The sequence below is a fragment of the Streptosporangium sp. NPDC049078 genome (assembly GCF_040648855.1).
Lineage (GTDB): Bacteria > Actinomycetota > Actinomycetes > Streptosporangiales > Streptosporangiaceae > Streptosporangium.
On record NZ_JBEZEL010000003.1, the window covers coordinates 72,269 to 95,159 of the forward strand.

13 protein-coding genes are annotated in these 22,891 nt (G+C 69.6%); 1 reads left to right on the forward strand and 12 read right to left on the reverse strand.

The genetic code is table 11. The features are described from left to right. Positions 1-13: 13 nt before the first annotated feature. The 12 genes from AB0B90_RS05480 to AB0B90_RS05535 all read right to left on the reverse strand — a co-directional run bounded on the left by AB0B90_RS05480 (position 14) and on the right by AB0B90_RS05535 (position 19,573). Positions 14-1,540 carry a M6 family metalloprotease domain-containing protein gene (locus AB0B90_RS05480; RefSeq protein WP_350947533.1) on the reverse strand — a complete coding sequence of 509 codons (1,527 nt, stop codon included), beginning with the start codon at positions 1,538-1,540 and terminating at the stop codon, positions 14-16. 142 nt (positions 1,541-1,682) lie between these two features. Continuing rightward, a complete protein-coding gene (locus AB0B90_RS05485) occupies positions 1,683-3,059 on the reverse strand; it encodes a PHB depolymerase family esterase (protein ID WP_350947534.1) in 1,377 nt (458 codons plus the stop codon). 351 nt (positions 3,060-3,410) lie between these two features. Then, entirely contained in the window at positions 3,411-4,265 is an 855-nt protein-coding gene (locus AB0B90_RS05490; protein WP_350947535.1) for an aldo/keto reductase, read from the reverse strand. A 30-nt stretch (positions 4,266-4,295) separates the two neighbouring features. Next, positions 4,296-5,618, reverse strand: coding sequence for a cytochrome P450 (locus AB0B90_RS05495; protein WP_350947536.1), 1,323 nt, complete (start codon positions 5,616-5,618; stop codon positions 4,296-4,298). Further along, positions 5,615-6,214 (reverse strand): ATP/GTP-binding protein, encoded by a 600-nt coding sequence (locus tag AB0B90_RS05500; protein WP_350947537.1) that lies wholly within the window; start codon positions 6,212-6,214, stop codon positions 5,615-5,617. Before AB0B90_RS05500 ends, AB0B90_RS05495 begins: the two co-directional genes overlap by 4 nt. A gap of 4 nt (positions 6,215-6,218) precedes the next feature. Continuing rightward, positions 6,219-6,575 (reverse strand): DUF742 domain-containing protein, encoded by a 357-nt coding sequence (locus AB0B90_RS05505; protein ID WP_350947538.1) that lies wholly within the window; start codon positions 6,573-6,575, stop codon positions 6,219-6,221. Continuing rightward, positions 6,572-7,006 (reverse strand): roadblock/LC7 domain-containing protein, encoded by a 435-nt coding sequence (locus AB0B90_RS05510; protein WP_350947539.1) that lies wholly within the window; start codon positions 7,004-7,006, stop codon positions 6,572-6,574. The genes AB0B90_RS05505 and AB0B90_RS05510 overlap by 4 nt, the downstream gene beginning before the upstream one ends. A 98-nt stretch (positions 7,007-7,104) precedes the next feature. Then, positions 7,105-8,688 carry an ATP-binding protein gene (locus tag AB0B90_RS05515; RefSeq protein WP_350947540.1) on the reverse strand — a complete coding sequence of 528 codons (1,584 nt, stop codon included), beginning with the start codon at positions 8,686-8,688 and terminating at the stop codon, positions 7,105-7,107. A 477-nt stretch (positions 8,689-9,165) separates the two neighbouring features. Further along, a complete protein-coding gene (locus AB0B90_RS05520) occupies positions 9,166-11,424 on the reverse strand; it encodes a DEAD/DEAH box helicase (RefSeq protein WP_362920948.1) in 2,259 nt (752 codons plus the stop codon). A 58-nt stretch (positions 11,425-11,482) separates the two neighbouring features. Beyond that, positions 11,483-12,790, reverse strand: coding sequence for a BREX system ATP-binding protein BrxD (brxD, locus tag AB0B90_RS05525; protein WP_362920950.1), 1,308 nt, complete (start codon positions 12,788-12,790; stop codon positions 11,483-11,485). 13 nt (positions 12,791-12,803) lie between these two features. Next, complete coding sequence (pglZ, locus tag AB0B90_RS05530) at positions 12,804-15,701, reverse strand: BREX-2 system phosphatase PglZ (RefSeq protein ID WP_362920952.1); 2,898 nt, start codon at positions 15,699-15,701, stop codon at positions 12,804-12,806. Further along, a complete protein-coding gene (locus AB0B90_RS05535; protein WP_362920954.1) occupies positions 15,698-19,573 on the reverse strand; it encodes a hypothetical protein in 3,876 nt (1,291 codons plus the stop codon). The genes pglZ and AB0B90_RS05535 overlap by 4 nt, the downstream gene beginning before the upstream one ends. 250 nt (positions 19,574-19,823) lie before the next feature. Between AB0B90_RS05535 and AB0B90_RS05540 the strand changes: the two genes are divergently transcribed. After that, positions 19,824-22,838 carry an SUMF1/EgtB/PvdO family nonheme iron enzyme gene (locus AB0B90_RS05540; protein ID WP_362920956.1) on the forward strand — a complete coding sequence of 1,005 codons (3,015 nt, stop codon included), beginning with the start codon at positions 19,824-19,826 and terminating at the stop codon, positions 22,836-22,838. Positions 22,839-22,891: the final 53 nt, after the last annotated feature.

Genomic DNA, 22,891 nt, shown 5'->3' on the forward strand with positions numbered 1-22,891 from the left:
TTGCACTTTTGGTTTACGTTGTTGGTTTTTGGGGGCTTTCATCCGTTTTCAGGGCCGCGACGGGCCACGTGGTCACGGAGTCGGTCACTGAGTCGGTCACTGAGTCGGTCACTGAGTCGGTCTTGGAGTCACTCGGCCACGAGGCGACGACGACGTCGATCGTCATCTCGTCGTCGCCCGGTGTGCCGGAGACCTCGACGGTCACGCCCGTCCACCCGCCCTCGGGCAGGTTCAGCGCCGGTGAGGTGTCCCGGCCGATTCTCGCGTTGCCCAGCGAGGGGTACAGGTCGTTCGCGTCGCCCCGGTTGCCCAGGCTGCCCGGCCTGGCGAGCTGGCGCAGGCCGTCGGCCTGCATCAGCTCGATCGCGAGGCGCCGCTCGTCGTCGACGTTGGGAACGGACTCGTCCACCACGTAGACGGCGACGCCCTGGTCGGGCAGGAACTCGTCCTGGCCTCGCCTGCGGCGGTACTCCACGACGACGTACTGCGTGCTCGTCATCGTCCGGTCGTTGTGGACGACGACGAAGTCGCCGCCCTCGGCCGCCGGCCGCAGCGTGATGCCGCGGGTGGTCTCGGTGACCAGGCGCGGGGTGACCCAGTCGTGGAACATGCGCAGCATGCCGGTCGGGAAGACGGGCGTGACGCCCCCGTTGCCCCACGACCCCGCCGCCATCAGGCAGAAGTTGCCCAGCCCGTGCGACTTGACGCCGGTCTGCGCCCGGTCGGTGTCGTAGTAGTCGGCCCAGCGCGCGGCCAGGTGCCCCCACTCGTGGGCGCAGACGCCGACGTTGCAGTCCTCGGGAACGGTGAGGAAGGTGCTCACCTGGAGACCGGGCCCGACCGTGATCGGCTGATCGCCGACGGTCCACTTCAGGCTCCAGATGAACCGCAGCCCGGCGGCGTCGGAGAAGGTCTCGGCACCGGGACCGGCGTGCACGACGAAGAGCGCGGTGACCCGGTTCTCGCCGAGCGCGTCGTAGGAGGGGTCGAAGACGACGCCCGCCTCCAGGGCGGCGAGCACGGCGTCGCGCGCCATGCCCTGGGCGTTGCGCGGGAAGTTGCGCTCGTCCATCCCCGACTTGTCGTTGGCGTAGAAGGCGAGCGTCCGCGGCAGCCGGAACCAGCCGAACACCTCGCCCTGGACGTCGATGCCCCGCCCTTCGGGGTCGCCGTCGAAGCCGCTCACCTTCCGGTAGAAGTCGCGCATGCTGCCCGGCTGGGTGCCGAACAGCAGCCGTTCGAAGTGCGCCGCGTCGTGGGCGGGGTCGTGCGGCCGGTCGTCGAAGTCGACGAGCAGCACCAGGGTCCTGACGACGCCCCTGAGCTTCCTGGGCGGCCTGCTGATCAGGCTCGCGGGGGCCTGCGGGGTGGCGCTGCCGTCGTCCAGGCCCGCCGCGCGCGGCCCGCGACGCTCGGAGCGCCACACCGCGTAGTAGTCCTCGAACGTGAGGTGCTCGGGCAGGATCCCGGCGATCCTCAGTTCGTGGAAGCGTGCCTCCAGCCTGTCCAGCGCGTCCGGCGCCAGCGGAACGAGATGCATGGTGTCCCCCCATCGTCCGTTCTTGCGGCGAAGGTAGGGCTCATGGGGGTTCGTGTCGTGAGTAATCCCCTACTCAACCGGTGACCGGTACGACATCGGCTGCCTCCGGGGTCCGGAGGCAGCCGATGTCGTGTTCCCGAGGTCAGCTACAGGCCGAGCCGTTCAGGGTGAAGGAGCCGGGGTTGGCGTTGGTGCCGCTGTAGGCGCCGTTGAAGCCGATTCCGGCGGACTGCCCGGGGCTCAGGGTGCCGTTGTAGGAGGCGTTGCGGCCGGTCACGACCTGCCCGGACTGCGACCAGGTGGCGCTCCAGCCCTGGGTGACCTGCTGGTTGCCGGGGAAGGTGAACTTCAGCTCCCAGCCGTTGATCGTCGAGGTGCCGGTGTTGGTGACGGTCAGGTTGGCGGTGAAGCCGGTGTTCCAGCTGTTGGCGCTGTAGGTCACCTGGCAGGAGGCACCGCCGGGCGTCGGCGTCGGCGTCGGCGTCGGAGTGGGGGTGGGGGTGGGCGTCGGGGTCGGAGTAGGCGTGGGCGTCGGGGTGGGGGTCGGGGACGGGCCCGAGGTGTTCAGGCCGAAGAACTGGATCGCCGACTCGGCCATCCCGCCCTGCGGCAGGCTGTGCCCGACACCCGGCAGGCTGTAGGCCTCGACCTTGACGGTGCCGGTGGAGTCGGCGTAGCGGCTGCGGTTCCAGCCCTGCCGTGGGGTGTCGGTCGAGGTCGGCGTCTGGCTCAGGCCGTGGACGTTGGTCCACTGCTTGACCGCCTCGCCCAGGTTCGGATAGCGCAGGGTGGAGTCCTCGGTGCCGTGCCACAGCTGGACGCGGGGCCGGGCGCCGGTGTAGCCGGGGTAGGCGGCCCGTACGAGGTTGCCCCACTGCTCGGGGGTCCTCACGATCGTGCCGTTGGCGCACTCGCTGTTCCATCCGGAGGTGCTGGCGAAGCAGCCGAAGGGCACCCCCATGAAGGCCGCCCCCGCCTTGAACACGTCCGGGTACAGGCCCAGCATGACCTCCGTCATCATCGCGCCCGAGGAGGCGCCGGTCACGTAGACCCGGGAGGGGTCGCCGTTGTGACGCTGCTGGACGTAGTTCACCATCGACATCAGCCCGACCGGGTCGCTCCCGCCGCCGCGCCTGAGCGCCTCGGAGGAGGAGACGTCGAAGCAGTTCCCGCTGCGGGTGGCCGACGGGTAGATCACGATGAACCCGTACTGGTCGGCGAGCGAGGCGAACTGCGTGCCGGAGTAGAAGGCGGGGCCGGAGCCGGTGCAGTAGTGCACCGCGAGCAGGATGGCGGGACGGGGCGCCACCCGGTCCGGGACGTAGAGGTGCATCCGCAGGTTGCTGGGGTTCGTCCCGAAGCCGGTGACCTCCACCAGGGAGGCGGAGGACGCGGGCGCGGTCGTGAGCGCGAAGCCGAGCAGGAGGGGAATGATCGCGCACGCCATTCGCAGGGCCGTCCTCAGCCGACTCCTCCCCGCGCCCCGGTCGGTCCGGCGTGGAACATCGCTGTCGGACATCGTCGATCTCCTTTCGGCCACGGCCGATCGCCGGAGCCCCCTGACCTTCGCGGCCCCGGCGTTCGACGTCTCACGCTTGTCGCCGAAAGTTAAATTTATTAGCCGAAATTTTCAATCACAGGCTGGGGGTGCGGGTTCGCGTCCGGCGTACGCCCTCCTTTCCGCGGCGGTTTCTCGCAGGTGAGAAACACCTTTGGTGGCGAAAGCGGTACGGATGCCCCCGCCCCCTCCGATGAAAGTTTCCGTCCTCTTTGTTCGCGCCGTAGACGGAGACGCCTCCGAGCCCGATCTCCGTGTTGATCGACTGGATGATCGCGCTGACCGGTGTCGGCAGAGGCGGTGTGGTGGGCCTCAGCGGTCACCGGTCGCGCTCGGCCGAATGGCGTCGAGACGGCTCCGCTGGTCGTCGCTCAGCCGCAGGCTCGCCGCGGCGACGTTCTGCTCCAGGTGCTCGATCGAGGCGGTGCCGGGGATCGGCAGCATGACCGGTGAACGGTCGAGCAGCCACGCCAGCGCGACCTGGGCCGCCGTGGCGCCGAGCTCGGTCGCCACGGCGGCGATCTCGCCCGTCGGCTCCGAGGCCGCGGGGTGGACGGGTCGCCAGGGCAGGAAGGCGATCCCGGCCGTGGTGCAGGCGTCGAGCACGGCCTCGTGCTCGCGGTCGAGAATGTTGTAGCGGTTCTGCACGCCGGCGATGTCGACGATCCGCCGTGCCTGGTCGAGCTGGGCGACGGTGACCTCGGACAGCCCGATATGACCGATCTTGCCGTCGGCCCGCAGGTCACGCAGCGTTCCGACCTGGTCGGCGAGTGGCACCTCCGGGTCGATGCGGTGTAACTGGAGGAGATCGAGCCGGTCGACCCGGAGTCGGCGCAGGGCCCGCTCGACCTGATCTCGCAGGACCTCCGGCCGTCCGCACAGGGCCGCGTCGCGCGGCGGGTCCGGTGGCACGACGCCCACCTTCGTCGTGATGAGCGTCTCGTTCCGATAGGGATACAGCGCCTCGACGAGGAGTTCCTCGTTCGCGCCCCACCCGTACAGATACGCGGTGTCGATCAGCGTGACACCCAGCTCGACGGCGCGCCGGACCACTTCGACGGCACCCTTACGGGCCTCGCCGGGCTCGGTCGGCAAATGCATCGCCCCGAACCCGAGCCGCCGTACGTCGATCGTGCCTCCGATGCGGAATGTGTTGGCTTCTCCCATTTTCGAGAAGTTATCAACCCCCGGGGCGCTTCAGGTGCTCCACGGGCGGCCGGTCGGCACGATCGGGCTGAACTGTACGGGCAGGGCCTCCAGGCTACGAACCCACAGCGAAGGGCGCCATCGCAGCTCGTCCGGTTTCACGGTGAGATAGACGTCGGGCAACCGGTCGAGAAGGACCTCCACAGTCGTCTTGGCGATGATCTCGGCGAGTTCGGGCGCGGGGAAGGGGCAACCGTACTCGCCGTGGCCGAAGGACATGTGCGCCCGGTTGGCGCCGGAGCCGGCATGGGCGGCCGGTCGCACCTGCGGATCGGCGTTGGCCGCGGTGACGCCGAGCACCAGCATGTCGCCCCGGCGGATGCGCCGCCCGGCCAACTCGCAGTCCTGCACGGCCCAGCGTGAGGGCAGGTTCGGCGTGGGCGGGTCCTTCCACAGCACCTCGTTCAGCGCCTCGCCGACGCTGCTGCGGCCGCCCTGCAGGCTCATCGAGAAGTGGTCGTCCACCAGCATCAGCCGCAGGGCGCTGCCGATCCAGTTGGCTGTGCTGTCATGGGAGGCGATCATCACCACGATCAGATCCATGACGATCTCCTCGTCGGTGAGCCGCGAGGGGTGTGCCAGTACGCGCGAGGTGATGTCGTGGCCCGGCAGGGTGCGTTTGTCGGCGATGAGCCGGCCTATCTTGTCCAGGATTCGGGCAATCGCCGAGGGGGCCTCCTCGCCTCCGCTCAACACGTAGTTGACGTCCTCGACCAGTTCCGGCAGGTCGGTTTCCGCCAGCCCGAACAGCCGGGTGATGACCTGAGCCGGAATCCGGTAGGCGTACCGGGAGATCAGGTCGGTGTGGCCGTCCCCGGCGAACTCGTCGATCGCGAGGTCGGCGATCCGCTCGCAGATCAGCGCCAGCTCGGTGCGGTCGACGGCGTCCATCGCGTCACTGACGGCGCCGATCCGCCGCTGGTGCTCGGCCCCCTCGGAGTACATCACGGACGGCTGCCAGTTCACCTGCGGGAGCGACGGCCAGTCCGGGGGGAGGTGATCATTCATGTTCCAGCGCCGGGAGTCGCGGCCGAACAACTGCGGCTGGCTGGCGACATGGTGCAGCTCGCGATAACCGATCACGTACCAGACGGGGATGCCGTCGAGGAGAACGGGGACGACGGGTCCGTGCCGGCGGCGCATCTCCTGGAACAGCGCGGTCGGGTCGTCGCCGATCAGTGCCCCGTACAGGGGTACGGCATCGGCGTGGTCGGGGTATCCCTCCAGCAACTCCCGCCTCCGCTCGGGATTCTGCGATCCGGGCGAGCCGGCGGACGGGTCTGTGGAGTCGGGCAGGGGAGGGGAGTTCGTCACGGCATGCTCTCTCGGGCGGGCGACTGGTCGTAGGTGCGGGTGAGGTGCTCGATGAGCGTGATCAGCACGTGCTTGGACGAGGACCGCTCTCTCGCGTCGCAGTCGATGAGCGGGACCTCGGGCGACAGTGCCAGCGCCTCGCGCACCGCGTCCAGGGAGGGCCCGTCGCTGAAGCGGTTGACCGCGACGACGAACGGGGTCCGGTGGTGTTCCAGCCGGTCGATGGAGTACCACGAATCCTCCAGGCGGCGGGCGTCCACCAGGACGACCGCGCCCAGGCTGCCGGCGAACAACTGGTCCCACAGGAACCAGAACCGCTGCTGACCGGGCGCGCCGAACAGGTAGAGCACCTTGCTCTCGTTCAGCGTGATCCGGCCGAAGTCGAAGGCCACCGTGGTGGTCGACTTGTTCCGTACCTGGCTGGCGTCGTCGATGCCCACGCTCGCCTGGGTCATGACCTCCTCGGTGCTCAGCGGGCGGATCTCGCTCACCGAGCCGACCAAGGTGGTCTTTCCCGCCCCGAACCCGCCGACGACCACGATTTTCAGGGCGTCCGCGGCGGTCGTGCGGAGTGGCGTTCGCGCGGTGGCCGCCATCTGGTCAGAGGTTGTGGAGTGCAACGAGCACCTGCCTGAGGATTTCGGGATCCGGTCGTCCTGCCTGTGCGGCGATCGACGGATGACGGACGGTGATGCGACCGGTGTCCAGCAGGTCGCGCAGCAGGATCTTCACCACGCTGACCGGCAGTCGCAGTTCCGCCGAGATCTCCACCACCGCCGTCGGCCGCTGGGCCATCCGCAGGATCTTGATGTGCTCGGACTGCATACCGGGGGTGGGGGCGCACTCGGCGACGATGAGGGAGACGGAGTCGAAGGTCTTCTCATCGGCGCTGGTACGCCCCCCGGTGACCGTGTAGAGCCGGTCGGGGTCTTCTCGGTCGATGGCTCGCCGTGTCATCCGTGGTCGTCGCCGTTCTTCGTTTGCCGCGGTGCCGCGGTGAGGTAGACCCCGATCTGCTCCACCAGTTCGTTCATGTTGTGCGCGATGAGCCCCACCTCGCCGTCCTCGTCGGCCACCACGGCCAGGTGGGCGCCGTCCCCGGCCGGCACGATGAGCAGCAGTCCGCCGGCGAACTCCACCATCGCCTGCCCCGCTCCGATGCCGTCCCCGAACTCGGCGGAGGCGCTCAGCGAGAGACTCTGGATCCCGGCGGCCAGGGCGGAGAGCTGGTCGGCACCGTCCCGACCGAGGCCGGCGGTGAAGCTCATCTTCAGGCCGTCCCTGGTCAGTACCAGCACATGCCTGATCCCCGGGGTCTTCTTCTTGAGGTTCTCCAGTAGCCAGTCGAAGTCACGATCGGTGGTGTTCGAAGCGTCGGTTGTGCTCATAGAAACGACGGGGTGCCCCTGCGGCGCGGGCCCGGGAGGGACGGCCCCTGCCTCCTCATCTGTGAATCCAAAGATGTCCGGTGGTCGGCGGACACGTGTCAAGAGTCGCCCGGGTCCGGGGAAGGGGCCTGAGGGGACGTGGGTCCACGACCGCCGGCCTGGCGGAACGCGGCGAACCTCGCGGCCGAGTCACGCCCCTCGCGCGCGGGCTTGGCCGGTGACGCCTGCCGAGCCCTGGTCGCCTCGGCCAGCGTCTGCCCTCGGCGCCGCCTGGGCAGCAGGTCTTCGGACTCGTCGGCCGGCCCCTCCTGCGCGGGTATGGCCGGTGCCTGCGCGGTGGCCCGCACGCCGGCTTGTACGGCGGCCCGCACGGGGCGGCGGACCAAAGTCTCGGCGTCGGGCGACACGGTGATCGACAGGGGCTGCGTGATCAGCAGGCGCGGGATCAGCATCACGACCCCCATGCCACCGCGGGCGGACGACCGGAAGCTGACCGTCAGGCCGTACTTGTCGACCAGGCGTCCCACGACCGCCAGGCCCAGCCGGGTGCCGGACAGCGTCCGCATGTCGAGCGGCTCGGACACGATCCTGGTGGCGTGCTGCCGCTCGCGCGGGCGCATCCCCAGGCCACTGTCCTCGATCGTGATCACCACGCCGGCGTCCTCCTCGTCCACGTACACGTGGACCTCGGTGCCGTGCGCCGAGAACGTGGCGGCGTTGTCCATCAACTCGGCCAGCGCGTGCATCACGCCCTCGGCCGCGTATCCCGCGACGGCGGCGGTGCTGGTGGAGTGCAGCCGGATGCGCCGGTAGCCGCCGATGCGGCCCATCGCGCCGCGCAGGACGCTCTCCATGACGATCGGCCGGGTCCACCGCCGTCCGGAACGACCGCCGCTCAGCAGCGCGACGTTGTCCGCCAGCCGGCTCACCTGGGAGATGCGGTGGTCCAGGTCCAGCAGATCGGCGAACACCTCCTCGTCATCGCCGTACTGCTCCTCCAGTTCGCGCAGCCGGGCGAGCAGGCTGGTGGCCTGTGCCTGCACGCGGGCCGCGGCCCCGGCGCACGCCGCCATCACGGCGGTGCCCCTGCGCTCGCTCTCGGAGAGCTGCCGCGCCGTCTCGCGCAGCAGGTCGCGCAGCGGCTCGTGCTCCGGCTGGGGTATCTCGGCCAGTGCGGCGCTCACCGACATCCGGTTCGTCTGGATCCGCCTGACCAGTTCCGGCAGCGTGTCGTCGATCAGCCGGGAGATCTCGTCCTCGGTCGTCTCACGGGACACCTGGGCGGCGGCGCGCTCGCGTTCGAGCAGTTCGAGCTCGTGCCCGGCCGAGCCGAGCAGGTGCCGCAGCGGGCCTTCCGGAGGCTGCGGCATCTGGGAGAGCGCGTCGGCGACCGAGGCGCCTTCGCGCACCTGACGTCCCAGCGAGGGCAGCGACTCCTCGGCCATCCGCAGCGTTTCCCGCTCCAGCCAGGTGAACCGCGCGCCGGCCCATTCGGCCTGCTCACGCAGCCGGTTACCGGTGCCGGCGTAGTGGACGGCGGCGGCGACGGCGCCCGACAGCAGCAGGGCCGAGACCCCGCCGACGAGTGCCATCAGCCCTCTGGCCTCATAGGGGGCGGCGTATATCGCCCACAACCACGCGCAGGCCGTAATGACCATGGTGCCGAGAGCGGCGAGGACCACCAGTTCCCTCGGTGAAAACCTTCTCCGCGCCCGGTGGGGTGCATCTACTGACATCGGCGTCCTCGGGGGTGGCGGCAGGGCATGACAGGGCCGCGTCGAACCTGCTGTTCCCTGTACGGCGGGACGGCCATGCGGTGCCGTTTCAACAGCAGAGCGTGAACAGGCAGACACCGTAGCACCACGGCTACGACCAAGAACAGACAGTCACTCTCGAACTAGGTGTTTCAGTTTTAATCAACCAGTAGTCAACGCATCCATTGACCAATGCTCGCTACTAGGACATCTATGGACATATAGTGACGATTTTCCGGATGAGCTCGAGGTGTGAGACCTTGTCGTCCCGATGGACCGGAAAAGGATCGTCCAGTCGCGCTCACCGCAGCACCCGACGTCATATTTACGGTGGTGCTCGACGAACAGGCTCGTGACCAGATTGTCATCACCGCTGACGACCGGAACACTCGTTGCCGCGACACCTCAACCGCTGGAGACGGAGAAACGGTGCTGCTGGTTCAAGACGGCGCGGGCTCCGTCGAAGTCCGCCAGGCGGGCGGCCAGGGTGCGCTCGGCGAGTCGTGCGGGCAGGGCGGTGTTGAACTTCAGGCCCTCCAGTGCTCCGGGGTCGGGTTCCGGTAGGCACAGTCCTTCGGCCGAGTCCCGCAGGGCGGAGGTCCAGCTTTCCTTGGATACGTCTGTCCGAAGGCGCAGCCAGGCGTCGGTCACCTGCTGCTTGGGGTCGGCCACCGAGGCGAGCGTGCTCCGCAGGGTCAGGTTGGCGCGATACCCGGCCCAGGTCCACCAGCGCACGTCGTCCCCGCGCACGATGACCGAACCGCCGGGGTGGACGACGTCCAGATGCCGCTCCCGCGCGTCGGCCAGCGCGTCGACGGCGCGACGGGTCAGCCGTACGGGAGGGGGCGCGCCCAGGAGCACCTCCCGGATGGCCTGCATGAGCTGGAAGGACGTCCCCCGCGGAAGGCCGCCCGACTGCCATCGGGCGCGTCCGCCGTGCTCCGCCGCCTCGACGAAGCAACGGCGGCGTTTCCAGTCGATCCAGGTGACCTGCCAGCTCCGGCCGGCGAGCAGGAGCAGCCGGGGTCCCTCGCGGTGGTCGCAGAGCAGCGACGGGTCGACGCGGCCGATCTCGGCACGGCCGTGCAGGACCGTGAACTGGGGCGACGCCGTGAAAACGGTGGTGAGCTCCATGAAATGACGGTGCCCGAACGCCTTTTCCGCGGCCGGACCGATGAAGAGCATGCCGCCGTCGGTGTCGACGAACCCCGCCGAGACGAGGTGCCGCAGGATCGGTGCCGCCTCGGCACCGAAGGGTTCGAGGCCCGGCCACCACTCGGGCCAGGTACGGTCTCCGATCCGATACTCCTGCAGGCACAGGGCGAGGAACTGCTGCGCGACGATGTGCCTCGGTTCGGGCGGGGGCGTGACCGGCTCGACCCAGTGTCGCCCCCAGAGACGGAGCAGCCCCGAGGCCCGGAGCAGTCCCTGCTCGTCGAGGGCGAGGAAGAGGCAGTTGCGCGTGGAGCCGGGACGCCGCCCGGTACGGCCGACACGCTGAAGGAAGGAGGCCACGGTGGAGGGCGCGTCGATCTGGATGACCCGATCCAGGTCACCGACGTCTATGCCCAGTTCGAGGGTGGAGGTGGCGACGATGACGCAGTCCCGGCCCTCGCCGAAGGCGTGCTCGGCCCGGCGGCGTTCTTCGACGGACAGCGAGGCATGGGAGAGGAACACCGTCACACCCAGCGTGCGCAGCCGGGTGCCCAGTTCCTCGACGAGTTGCCGGGAGTCGCAGAAGACGAGTCTTTTCTCCCCTCGGTGCAGTGCGGCGATGACCTTGGCCGCGTTCGCGACGGAGCCCACGTGGTCGAGCTCGACATCACCCGGAGGCGGGCCGCCGGGGGAGCCTCCGAACGGATCGGCGAGGGCGGGAGAACCCCCGGGTAGGGCGGAAAGGGAGTCGTGACAGGTCGGAGGGCTTGAGGGCGGACCGAAAGAAGCGGACGGGTCGTGAGAGGGCGGGGACGGGTCGGCCGAACCCGGAGAGTATCCGGACGGTTCACCGGATGGTGAGATGACCTCTCCCGTACGGTTGCCGTGGCTCGATCCCTGGAGCCAGGCCAGCAACTCGGTGGGGTTGCCGACCGTCGCGGACAGACCGACACGCTGGATCGGACGGCCTGCGACGCGGGTGAGTCGTTCGAGGACGCACAGCAGATGCCAGCCCCGGTCGTCACCTGCAAACGCGTGTACCTCGTCCACCACGACGGCCCTCAGCCCGGAGAAGATCACCGGGTGGTCCACCTTGGTGCTGACGAGCATCGACTCCAGGGACTCCGGCGTGGTGAGCAGGATGTCGGGCGGGTCACGCAGGATCGCGGCCCGTCTGGACGAGGTGACGTCGCCGTGCCAGAGGGCGACCCGGCGCCCCAGCCATTCCGCGTACCGCTCCAGCCGGGGCAGCAGGTTGTTCAGCAGCGCCTTGATCGGGCACACGTAGAGGATCGAGATGCCTGTCCAGTGCTGCGTGGCCATCGCCGACAGCAGCGGGAACGCGGCCGCCTCGGTCTTGCCTCCCGCCGTCGGCGCGAGCAGCAGAGCGTCCTGCCCCGAGGCGAGCGGCCCCAGGGCCTGCTGTTGGAGAGGGCGCAGCGACGGCCACCCGAGCGTGTTGACGACATGGTGCGCCAGAGTGGGGTGCAGGGGCGCCAGGTCGCTCATGACCCTGTTTCCGTGTCGGTCGGCTCCGAGGGGGCCGGAGGGGGGTGCACCGGATCGCTCACAGGTCCAGTTCCACACTGTCCGCCGACATCGCGTTCCGCTCCACCTCGGTCAGCTCCGAGGCGGCCAGGGTGAGCGCGTAGTGCCGCCGGGGGTCGAACTCCTCGAACTGGTCGACGCGGTCCATCACGTCGACGAGCTTGCGCAGGAACAGGCGCGGCGCGACCCCCACCCGGCCGCCCAGCTCTCCCGTCACCGCGCGGCCGAGGTCCGCCAGGTAGCCGTCGTCCACGACCGAGGCGATCCGGCCGGGTACGGAGGCTCCGGCGGCGTAGAGGTCACGGACCCGGGTTCCCAGCTCGCCGAGGGAGTCGAGGGTGAAGCCCGGCAGCCGGATCTGGATGGCCCGGGGATTGTCGAAGCGTGGATCTCCGGTGAAGTCGGTGGCCAGCCGCTGAGCGAGGGGCGCCAGCCGCTGCGCGCCCTGCGGCCCCTCGAAGAAGGCGGGCGTCCCGGTGACCAGCAGGTAGAGGCCGGGAAAGCGGCCCGAGTGGACCTCGTCGATGAGCTGCCGCAGCGAGTTGAGCGCCTTGTCCCGGGCGTCGGACCTGACCCGTTGCAGGGTCTCGACCTCGTCCAGCACAAGCACCAGGCCGGGATGGCCTGAGTCGCGCAGCACGGTCAGCAGCCCCTGGACGAAACCCAGCGCGCCGAAGTGGTCGAGATCGCCTCGGACGCCGGCCGTGCGACGCGCGGCGGCGGCGATGTTCGGCTGGCCGCCCAGCCACGCCAGGATCGCGTCGGCGGTCGCCGCGTCCCCGGCGGCCGAGGCCCCCCGGTAACCGCGCAGGGCCGCCGCGAAGGTGGGCGCCGACCGGCTCACCCCGGCCAGCCGTTCGGCGAGCAGGTCCTCGACAGCCTGCCCGAGCTCCGAGGGGTCGGCGCCCGCGGTGAGCGCGTCCTCTTCGAGCACGTAGAACCACGCATCCACGACGGGCCGCAGGGCGCTGGGCGGGTAGCTCGCCGTGCAGAGGCGTTCGGTCAGTCGCCGGTAGACGGTTTCCAGCCGGTGCAGCGGGGTCTCGTTCTCGGAAACCTGGACCTCGGCCGTCGCCATGCCCCTGCGCTTGGCCTGCTCGGCGAGCCAGCGGGTGAAGAAGGTCTTCCCCGAGCCGTACTCACCCCTGACCGCCTTGAAGACCGAGCCGCCGGAGGCCAGGGTGTCCAGCTCGTCGCCGACGGTGTCGCCGAACCGGCCGAGACCGACCGCGAGCAGGTCGAGACCCGCCTGCGGCACGGCACCCTGCCGGAGCGCGTCGATCACCTCGCGCCGCCGGACGGCACTCACCGACACGTCTGCTGTCACGAAGGCCGTCCTCTCACTTTCTCGGGTTTCCGAGCCCGAACTGCTCTCTCAGCAGATGTGCGTCGAGCCGGGCGCTCCGGCCATTGTCGGTGATGGAGAGCACCGGATAGTTGTCGACGTTGAGGATCCGCTGGAGCGTGGCGACGAACCCCGCCGCCCGTACGGTGTGTTCCCCCGCGCGCTGGGCCACGACGGGAAGGGGGAGCGGGCCGCCCGCGTCCAGCAGGGCGAGCAGCACGGCGTGGATCTTCGCCTTCTGCACCCTGCGCGGCATCATCTGGTGTTGCGCCGCGAACAGTTCGGTCGCGAGCAGCTCGGTCACCAGGGTCTCGTTCGGGTTCGAGGTCGCGGGTTCGTCGACCGCGGCCGAGCCCGCCCCATCCTCGAAGTCCTTGAAGTCGTCGAACAGCGTCGGGCCCTGTGCGACCTGCGGGGCCTTCCTGCCCTTGGTACGGGGTCCGGCGGGGGCCTGCGGCACCGGGGACGGCAAGGGCGGCGGGGGTGGCGAGGGTGCTGCCTCCAGCGACCACCATTCGGGACGCTGGTCGGGCAGGGCCCGCCACCCGTCGGGCACCGAGGAGCCGAGCGGGAGGAACGCGAGCAGCGGGACCGTGACCTCGGCCAGCGAGGCACCACCGTGGTAACCGGCCTTACCGGGCAGGTAGCGCAGGTAGGGGTCCCAGAGCGCGACGAGACGCCCACCCGCCACCCTCGGACCGGTGAGCTCCACCTCGCCCTCGCCGACCGGCGCTCCGGCGTCGCGGTGGCGGGCCGAGCGGGGACCGGGGACGGTACGCAGCGTGCCGCCCCGCTCCAGCACGTGACCGTGGTCGCTGGTCAGGATGACCGCTCTGCCCTGGAGCCGGGCGTGGTGCAGCAGGGTGCGCAGGATGCCGACGTCGGCCACCCCCCACGCGTCGTCGATCCGCCCCCTGCCCTTGTCCAGCGTGTCGTCGATCGTGTTCAGCACCACGCCGACATGTGTCGACACGTCCTCCAGCGCCGTGGTCAGTTCCTCTCCCAGGGAGTCGCCCGCGGAGCCGGAGAGGCTGCCCTTGTGGAACAGCCGGACCTTCCGCCCCTTCCAGAACGGGTGGTTCTCGAATGCCTTGCGTTCCTCGGCGGCGTCCCCCGTGACGAGGCGGGCGGCGAACAGGCTGGCCCGGGAGACCCTGGTCATGGTGGGGATCGCCGCCACCACCGCGCGCCTGCGTGCCCGGCCTCCGGAGCCCGGAACCGGGTCGTACTCCTCCCAGTTCCGCTCGCGGAGCTCCTCGGCCAGTTCGGTGGCGACGGCGGCGCTCATCCCGTCCAGGACGACGAACAGCAGCGGACGGCTTCGGTCGGACCTGTCCGCGACGAGGGGCGCCACCACGCGCGGGAGCACGGTGTCGACGGTGAGCAGGTCACCGGGTCCTGTGGCGGTCCAGGCGGAGAGCTTCGCGGCGAACGCCCTGTTCAGCTCGTCTCCCCGGGTGCGGACGAGGTCGTGGAGTCTCCGGTACGCCTCCTTCAAAGGTCTGTGGTGCGGCTCACCGAGCCAGAGGTCGTCGCGGGCACGGTCGACCCAGCCCCACTCGTCGATCTGTGCCTGCACGGCCGGGCCGACGCCACTGACCCGTTCGGCCGTGACATGTGGCCGCACCAGCCACTGGAGGAGTCGCTGAGCCATCTCGGCGCGGCGCACCCGGTGGCTCTCCGCCCTGGCGAGCACGTGCGTCCGCAGTCCCGCGACCGTGTCGGCCAGCACCGCCAGGCTTGGTGCGGAGCGCTTTTCGAGCGCCGCCGACAGCGCGGACGCGACGTCGTCGAGCCTGTCCTCGAAGCCGGAGCCGAGCAGGTCGCTGTGCCGGGCGGCGGCCCTGGCGCCGAACTGGCCGACGAGGTCCTCGGCCCGTTCCAGGGTGGCGTGCGCCAGGCGTGCCTCGCCCGCGTCACCCCCGTCGCGGAGCAGCCAGGCCACGAAACGCTCGGCGGTGGCGGCGAAGGCGCGGATGCTCGCATCCTCCACCGAGGGGTGCGGGCCACCGCGCGCGGACGTGTCCGCGCTCATGGCCGAGATGTAGGCGAGCGCGCCTCCCTGGGCGCGTTGCGCGACGCCCTCCGCTGAGGGGTTCCAGAGCGCGCCGCAGACCAGACCCAGCGCGAGGGCGTCGGCGGCGTGGCCGCCGTCCACGAGCTGGAACAGCACGTCGACGGTGCTGCCGGTGGTCTCACGAAGCCACGACCGCAGGCCCTCGCGCTCGGTCTCCCGCAGGCCGCGGAACGCCTCGACCGCGGCGGGGTCCGAACTCCAGAGCAGCAGCGCGGCCGCGCTCAGCTCGTCGGCGCCGATGCCCAGCCGGTCGAGGCGGAGCCGCCGGGCCGCGAGCTGCCCGAGTGCGATCTCCCGGGTCAGCATGGCGCCGGTCAGTCGTGGCCACCCGCCGGGGGGCATCGCGTCGATCAGGGCCTCGGCCGCCCAGCCCTCCGCCACCAGCCGGGGGTCCGTCCGCTGGGCGCCGAAGCTCTCCTCGACCAGCCGCCAGGGCTCCACGACGAAGATCCGCTGCCGGATCACCCTGCTCAGCAGACCGACTCCGAGCGTGCTCTCCTCCGCGTCGGTGAGTACGACCAGCACAGAGCCGTCGCCGTCGCCGTCGCCGCCTTCGCCTTCGCGGCCGCTGTCGTCGTCGCGATCCAGGTGGGTCATGACCTGCTCCATGACCGCCAGGGGCGACACGCACGCGGCTATGCGTACGGTCCGGCCGTTCAGCGTGATCTCGTCCGCACCCGCCCAGTCGGGGGCGGCCCGGATGAGCAGTACCCGCTGGTCGCTCTTGGCGTACCTGCGCAGCAGCCGGGCGACCTCCTGCTCCAGGGCGGCGATGGTGATGGGCAGCGGCCGTGAGGCGACCGAGGCCGGGCTCACCGGCGGGGGACCGATCGCATGGAGATCTCGACGTCGGCGCCGGGATCCGCCTTCGCGAGGGCGCGCGCCTGGGTGAGTAGATCGGTGAGTCTCAGCTCCAGGTCGGGGTGCGCCTCCGCGAGGGTACGGGCGTCCGTGAGCAGCTGCGACAACCGCTCCTCCAGCCGCGAGACCGGCCCGCTGTAGATGACCTCCGGCCGAGGGCCGGGCGGGGGCTTGGGGACGGGGCCGGGACCGATGGGGTCCGGGACGGGATCCGGGACGGGGTCCCGGCGGCGGATCGCCTCGCGGATCAGGTCTCCCGCGGCCGAGCCCGCCCGGGCCAGCGCGGGAGCCAGCGGGAGGGTCAGCTCGTCGGCGAGAGCCGCCTGGCGCAGCTCGCCGACGATCAGCTCGGCCCTGGCGCTGAACGGCTCGCTCAGGTCGGCGAGGTGGGCGAAGTTGTCCCAGCGGGCGGTACGCAGGGCGGTCACCACCGCCGCCGCGCTCTTGATGCTCTTGCCCACCCGCTGCGGGGCCTCGCCGACGTCGGCGGACGCGAGCTGCTCGATGATCTCCAGCTTGCCGTGCCGCGACCCCAGCCCGTCGAGCAGGTCGGCGGCCTGACGGGCGGTCCGCAGCCGCCCCTCCCTCGCGTCGAGGTCGAGTCCGAGCATGTCCCCGCGGTTCTCCAGCTCGGCCACCAGGTCGTGCGCCGCGTCGCGGTGGCGGCGCGCGTCGTCGGAGAGCTCGCGGGCGAAGAGCCCGGCCAGCCGCGCCCGGCGCGCGGCGGGAGGGTTCCGGCCGAAGATCTCCATCGCCCGTCGGCGCGCGGTATCCCAGACCTTCTCGCCGGGCAGGCTCTCCTCGCGGAGCGCCATGTCGTCCCTGATCTGGGCGAGTTCCGGATTGACCGGGCCGCCGTGCTGGGTCCAGGACCGGTCGGTCTGCTCGGCGAAACAGGCGATCACCAGGTAGGCGACGAGCCGGTCCAGGCCACGCCGTTCCGGCCGGTCGATCCAGTCGAGCAGCACGGGGATCTTGAGGTCACCGGTCACCCGGTCCTGCGCCGCGCACCGGTTGAAGTGGCCGCGCCAGTGCGAGCCGAGGACGAACGCGGCCTCGTGCATCTCGCCGAGCAGCAGCGGGTTGGCGACGCGGCGCATCGTGGCGCGGTGCGGCTTGTCGACCTCCACCCGCCCGTCGGACGCCTCGACGGCCTTGCGGACGTAGTCGAGCACCAGCCTGGCGTCGGCCGCCTTGACCACGGCGGCGCCGCCGACGTGGTCGGGGTCGAAGTCGGGGTGGGCGGGGAACTGGCAGGTCAGCATCTGCCCGGCCAGGCCGGCCATCGCGTCCGCCAGCGACGCGCCGGAGGGCAGGCGGGGGTTCAGCTCCTCCGACAGCGAGAGCAGGTGGTCGTCGAAGCCGGTGACGACGTCGCCCTGCTGCTTGCCGGTCAGGCCGTACGCCTGCCGGAGTGTCTCGGCCAGCTTGTTCGAGAGCACGACGCCCTGGCCGGTGAGGGTCTGGCGGGCCCGGTGCCGGTCGGTCGGGTTGAGATCCTTGGCGACCTCGTCGAACCGCTTGCCGTGCAGGGCGTACTCGATCGTCACCAGCCTGCGCAGGTCCTGGGTGCGCTCGGCGGACAGGGAGGCGGGCACCCAGCAGAGCGTGCGGTCGCGGAAGCCGTTCGCGAACATGATCTGCACCCGGTTGCGGTCGTCGGCAGGGGTGTAGTCGCCCTCGTCGAACGGGTAGTCGACGATGACCCGCCAGCTCGTCGGGTCGGCCGGGTGGAAGGCGTCGTCCCTGAGGTCGTCGTGGTCGCGGATGTTGCCGAAGACGACCTCCACGGACCGCTTGCTGCCGCGCCAGGCGAGCTCGAACCGGTCGCCGCCGTACTGCTCGGTCTCGGTCACGCCAAGCTCCCTGTACAGGAGCTTCCTGATCAGGTTCTTCCTGGTGCCGGTGGTGTCGGCTCCCGCGTTGCGGGCGTTGTCCAGGATGGAGTCGATGTCGACGCCGACGAGTTCGAGGCCGACCCCCGGATCGTCGGCCTTGGCGAACTTGATCTCGTTGAACTGACCGGCCCACTCCTCGACCTTGCGTGCCACCAGCCCGACCTCGCCACCGGAGATCGGACTGGTGACGCTGCCGTGGTTGAGGGCGGCGAGGCGGCTCGCGGTCAGGTTGTGCAGCGCGGGCACCGTCGGCGCGAGCGCGGAGAGCAGCAGCGTCTTGATCAGCCGGTCGTCGCCCGTGAACGCTCGCACCCGCCCGGCCAGCCGGGGCTCGGTCTCGGTGCCGCGCCGCACCCTGGCGATCTCGTCCTCGGTGAGGTCGCCGTAGCGGCCCAGAAGGTACGGGCGGAGCTTGGTGTCATACAGCTTCTGCGCGGCCTCGAACTCGACCTTGAGCTTCTGGGTGAACGGCTCGTCGCCGCCCTCGGAGATCACGTCGTAGAGGTCGCCGAGCGGGATCAGGTCGCCCAGTCGCAGGTCGTCACGGCGGCGGATGAGGATCCGCCGCATCAGCTTCAGCGCCGTACGGGAGCGCTGGAGCGCGCTGGAGATGTGGACGAGGGTGTCCATGAAGGCGGGGCTGAAGGGATAGGTCCTGCGGAAGGCGTCGATATCGGCGCCGGTGGCGTTGCCGGAGCCGAGCAGGGTGTCCCACACCTCGCGCCTGACCTTGCTGGTCTGGTCGAACGCGCGGGCCAGTGCGGCGGCGGCCGCGTCGTCCTTCGCGGTGAGCAGCCGCTGCTGGGCGATCACCGGCAGGTTGCGGTCCTCCAGCGTGATGGTGTCGAAGCGGCTCTTGGCCAGGTCGAGGGTGTCCTGGAAGCCCAGCTCGACGGCGCCGACCACCTCCTCGCCGATCAGGTCGCGCAGGTCGCGTTGGCGGGCGATGAGACTGATGACCGGGATCGGGCGGGTCGCGTCGCCGGACTCCACGAAGTTCGTGATCTTCTGTACCTCGCGGGACACGAACTTCGGATCGCCCACCGAGTTGGTGAGCCAGAGGACGAGCTCGTCGAGAAAGAGGATGAGCGCGTCGTAGCCGAGGTCCTTGGCGTGCCTGCTGATCTCCAGCAGACCCCGGTCCAGGGAGACGAACCCCTCCGCGTCCTCCTTGGCGTTGGTGAAGAACCCCGTGTTCCAGGTCTGCAGCAGCTCGTTCACCAGCTTGCGCCGGAGCTCGTCCTCGGCGGTGAGCACGATCGGATGCTCGTCGTGGCCGTCGGAGGCGTCGGCGTGGGACCCGGCGAAGGCGGAGTCGAGCTGCTCGGAGGTCCAGGACGGCCTGGGGTCGCCCCACTCGTCGACCTCGTCGCCACCGGGGAGCCCCTGGATGAACGCCTCGTCGCCGATCCGCGCGCGCAGGTGGGCCGCCTGCGCCAGCAGGGCGTCGGTGCGGTGTACGGAGGGGATGGGCGCGTCGGGTTCGAGGGAGCGGACGTAGTCGACGTAGCGTCCCAGCACCCGGTGCTCCAGCGACTTGGCGTCGAGCAGGTGGAACGGTACAAGCAGGAAGCGCCTGCCGACCAGCCAGTCGTGCTTGGCCAGCAGCCCGGCGAACTCCACCCGCTCTCGCGCGGTCTTCTCTCCGCGCAGCAGCGCGTGCAGCACGGCCATGAAGTGGGATTTACCGGCGCCGAACGATCCGTGCAGGTAGGCGGCCTTCGAGCTGTGCCCGGTGACCGCCGCCTTGATCAGCCCGAGAGCTCGATCGAAGTTCGCGACCAGGTCCTCGGTGATGACGTAGTCGCGGAGCGTCGACTCGGCGTCGGTCACCCCCTCGGCGAGTTTGAGCACGAAATCGCTGTCGCTCATCCCCTCGGGAATGTCGATGAACTCCCGAAGCAACGGCGGCTGGTGTGGCGTTGTCATGTCCCTCACTTGTTTTGACCTGCGACAGGCGATTTCTTGAACTCATTAAGGTATCCGCGGGATGACGCCGCGGGGAAGGTCGTTCGCTGGAGTGTTATGTCCGGTCGCCGGTAACTCCGGGGAGCGGGTGATATCGTGCGCCTAGTCAGAATCGTCGCCGGGTGTGCACCTCACGACTATCCGGAGCAGGGACTTTGTCGCTGTAGTGCGGTTTGTGAACTTTCGCGTACTGACGGGCTGGTGATGTCATATGCGAAGATTGCCGGCGGAACTTCTGGAGGCCGCGGCCGCCGGAGAGGTCGTACCTGTCGTCGGTGACGGGCTGAACGCCGGGCGTCCCGCAGGGCCGGCCACTCCTGAGCAGATGGTGACGGCAATCGCCCGTCGGCTGGGTGGCGATGCGCCGCGACATCCCACCCACCGCGACCTTCCGATCCTCGCCTCGCAATATGAGGCGCTGCGCGGGCGACATGCCTTGGGCCGGCTGATTCGAGAGGAACTGGGGGCCACGAATCCGGAAGTCGGCGAGGAACTCGTGCTCGCCGCGAAGCTGGCCACAGAGGCGCTTATATCCACAAGTGTCTCGTATAGCGCTGAAATGGCGTTGAGCGCAGCCGGTCGCAATCAGCACACCGTGATCGCCGATCCCGTCAACGCCGCCTACGCGACAGACGATCACCGCCCCTGGCTCATCAAACTCGCCGGTTGCGTCTCCCAGCCGGATTCACTCGTCGTCAGCCAGGACCGGCTCATGTGGCTTTCGACGGCGATCGACCAGGTCGGCATCATCGTGCGGGGAATCCTGATGACCAAGACCCTGGTCTTCGTCGGATACCGGCTGGACGATCCCTTTCTGGAAATGGTCCACACCCTGCTGCAGACCTCGCCGACATACTCCCGGCGTCGGTACATCCTGGCCGAGGAGGAGTCGGAGGCGTCGGCCGCGGTGTGGCGCCACCGCGGGTACGACCTCGTCTCGGGCCCTGTACGCCGGTCGCTGTCGCAGTTGGCGCAGGAGGGCGCCCCGCGTGGACGCTCGCTCCGGGTGCGGACCGCTGAGCGCCCCCGGACGCGGACGAAACCGTTCAAGTTCCTCGACTACTTCACGGAAGGGGACGCCGAGGTCTTCTTCGGGCGCGACGCGGATTCCGCGCTCATCGCGGCGATGGTCGCGAGCAGCCCTTTCGTGCTCATCACCGGTGTGTCCGGTGTCGGGAAGACCTCGCTGATAAACGCGGGCCTGGTGCCGAGGTTGCACGCCCAGGGGTTCGACACCTACACCGTCCGGGCACTCCAGCATCCGGCGACGGAGATCCTCTCCGCCGTACGCCCTCAGGGTGACGAGTCCTCGGAGGGAAAGAACCTGTACGGCGAGTTGCGAGCGGTGCTTCGCGACCGGCCGACGGTCGTCGTCATCGACCAGTTCGAGGAGTTCTTCATCCGGGTGGGCCCGGACTCACGCGCGGAGTTCGCCCGGCAGCTCGACGAATGCCTCACCGGTGACCTGCTCGACCTCCGCGTGGTCGTGGTCATCAGGGAGGACTTCCTGCACTGTCTGCTGGAACTCGAACCACCCATGGACGCCGTTTTCAAGAATCGCTACTGGGTGCGGCGGCTGTCCCATGCCCAGGCCACGGAGTTCCTCTCGGCCACGGAGCGGCGTTTCGGCATAGGGACGGAGGCCGACCTGCTCGACCGGCTTCTCCGTGACCTGGACGACGGCGGGATCGATCCGGCGCATCTCCAGATCGTCTGCCACATGCTCCACCGGGCCGACTCTCCGGATTCCGGCGTGCTCCGGCTCGCCACCTACGAACGGCTGGGTGGAACCCCGGGGATTCTCGCCGAATACCTCGACCACACGCTGGAGGATCTCGATCCTGACCGCAGGGAGACGGCGAAGGCCGTACTGAAGTGCATGGTCGGACCCGATAGGACGAAAGCGGCGATGACCGCCAAGGAGATCGAACGCGACACCATGACGCGTCGCCTCGGCATCTCCGCCGAGACCTTGCAGGACGCCCTGCAGGAGCTCACGAAAAGGCGTGTCGTCCGGCCGATCCACGGACGTGACCGACTGTACGAACTGGCCCACGACATCCTGGCCGGCAAGATCTGGGCCTGGATCGAGCCCGAGGACGTGGAGCGGAAGTACGCGCGGCAGATCCTGAATCAGTCGGTGATGGACTTCGACCGGTTGGGGGTCCTGCCGGGCCAGATCCAGTGGACCACGATCGAGAGACATCGGGAGGAACTCGACCTCACACCCGGCCAGGCACGGCTGATGCTGCTGGCCGCTCTCGACCGTGATGAGGATGTCGGCTGGTGGGCCGAGAGGGCCGTCACCTCCGGCCTCGACATCTGGCAGGAGTTTCACCGGATCGTGGCGGCACCCGATCCGGGGCTTCAGCTGGCCGTGTTGCACTGGCTGTCCGAAACGCGGGACCCCGCAGGACGCGAACTTCTGAAGCGCGCGCTGAGCAGTGACTATCCGGCGACCCGCCGTACCGCGGCCAGGATGCTCGCCGCAGAGGATCATCCACCGCCGGCGGCCGACATGTTCGTCACGATAACGGGCGGGGAGTTCGTGTTCGGTACTGACGACGGTAGATTCGAGCATTCTCGACCGGAATATCGTGCCTATGTATCGTCTTTCGCCATCCAGCGCTTTCCCGTCACCAATCTCGAATATTTCCAATTCATCCGGGCCGCCGGGCTCCGCTCGCCGGAACACTGGCGCGGTGAGGCGCCGCCGAAACGCATCACGGAGCATCCGGTGACCCAGGTGAGCTGGCACGAGGCAAATGCCTACTGTCGCTGGTATGGGCGTGAATTCGGAATTTCCGCCCGGCTTCCGACGGCGGCGGAGTGGGAGATGGCGGCAGGTTGGGACCCCGTCGGCAAGGTGAAACGACTATGGTCGTGGGGCGACGACCATGACCCGAAGAAAGGAAACACGCGAATCGGAGGTCCCGGACGCACCACCCCGATCGGGCAATATTCCCCAGCAGGTGGTGACAGTCCCCATGGGGTCGCCGATATGTGTGGAAACACCTTCGACTGGGTGCAGGACTGGTGGGCGCCGCAGCATGACATCGACCGGACACACAATCCGGCCGGTCCGGAGCAGGGAGAGCACAAATGTGCCCGCGGTGGTTCGTGGGCGGGCTCCGCGGAAGGGGCCAGCGCGGTCAGCAACAAATACTCCCTCGCCCCGGAGACCCGTAACGAATACGTGGGATTCCGCATGGCGTACTCCCTTTAAAACCCCGAGGGCGATCGTCCGGAATCAGCCTAGCGCGAACTGGGAGGCCACTC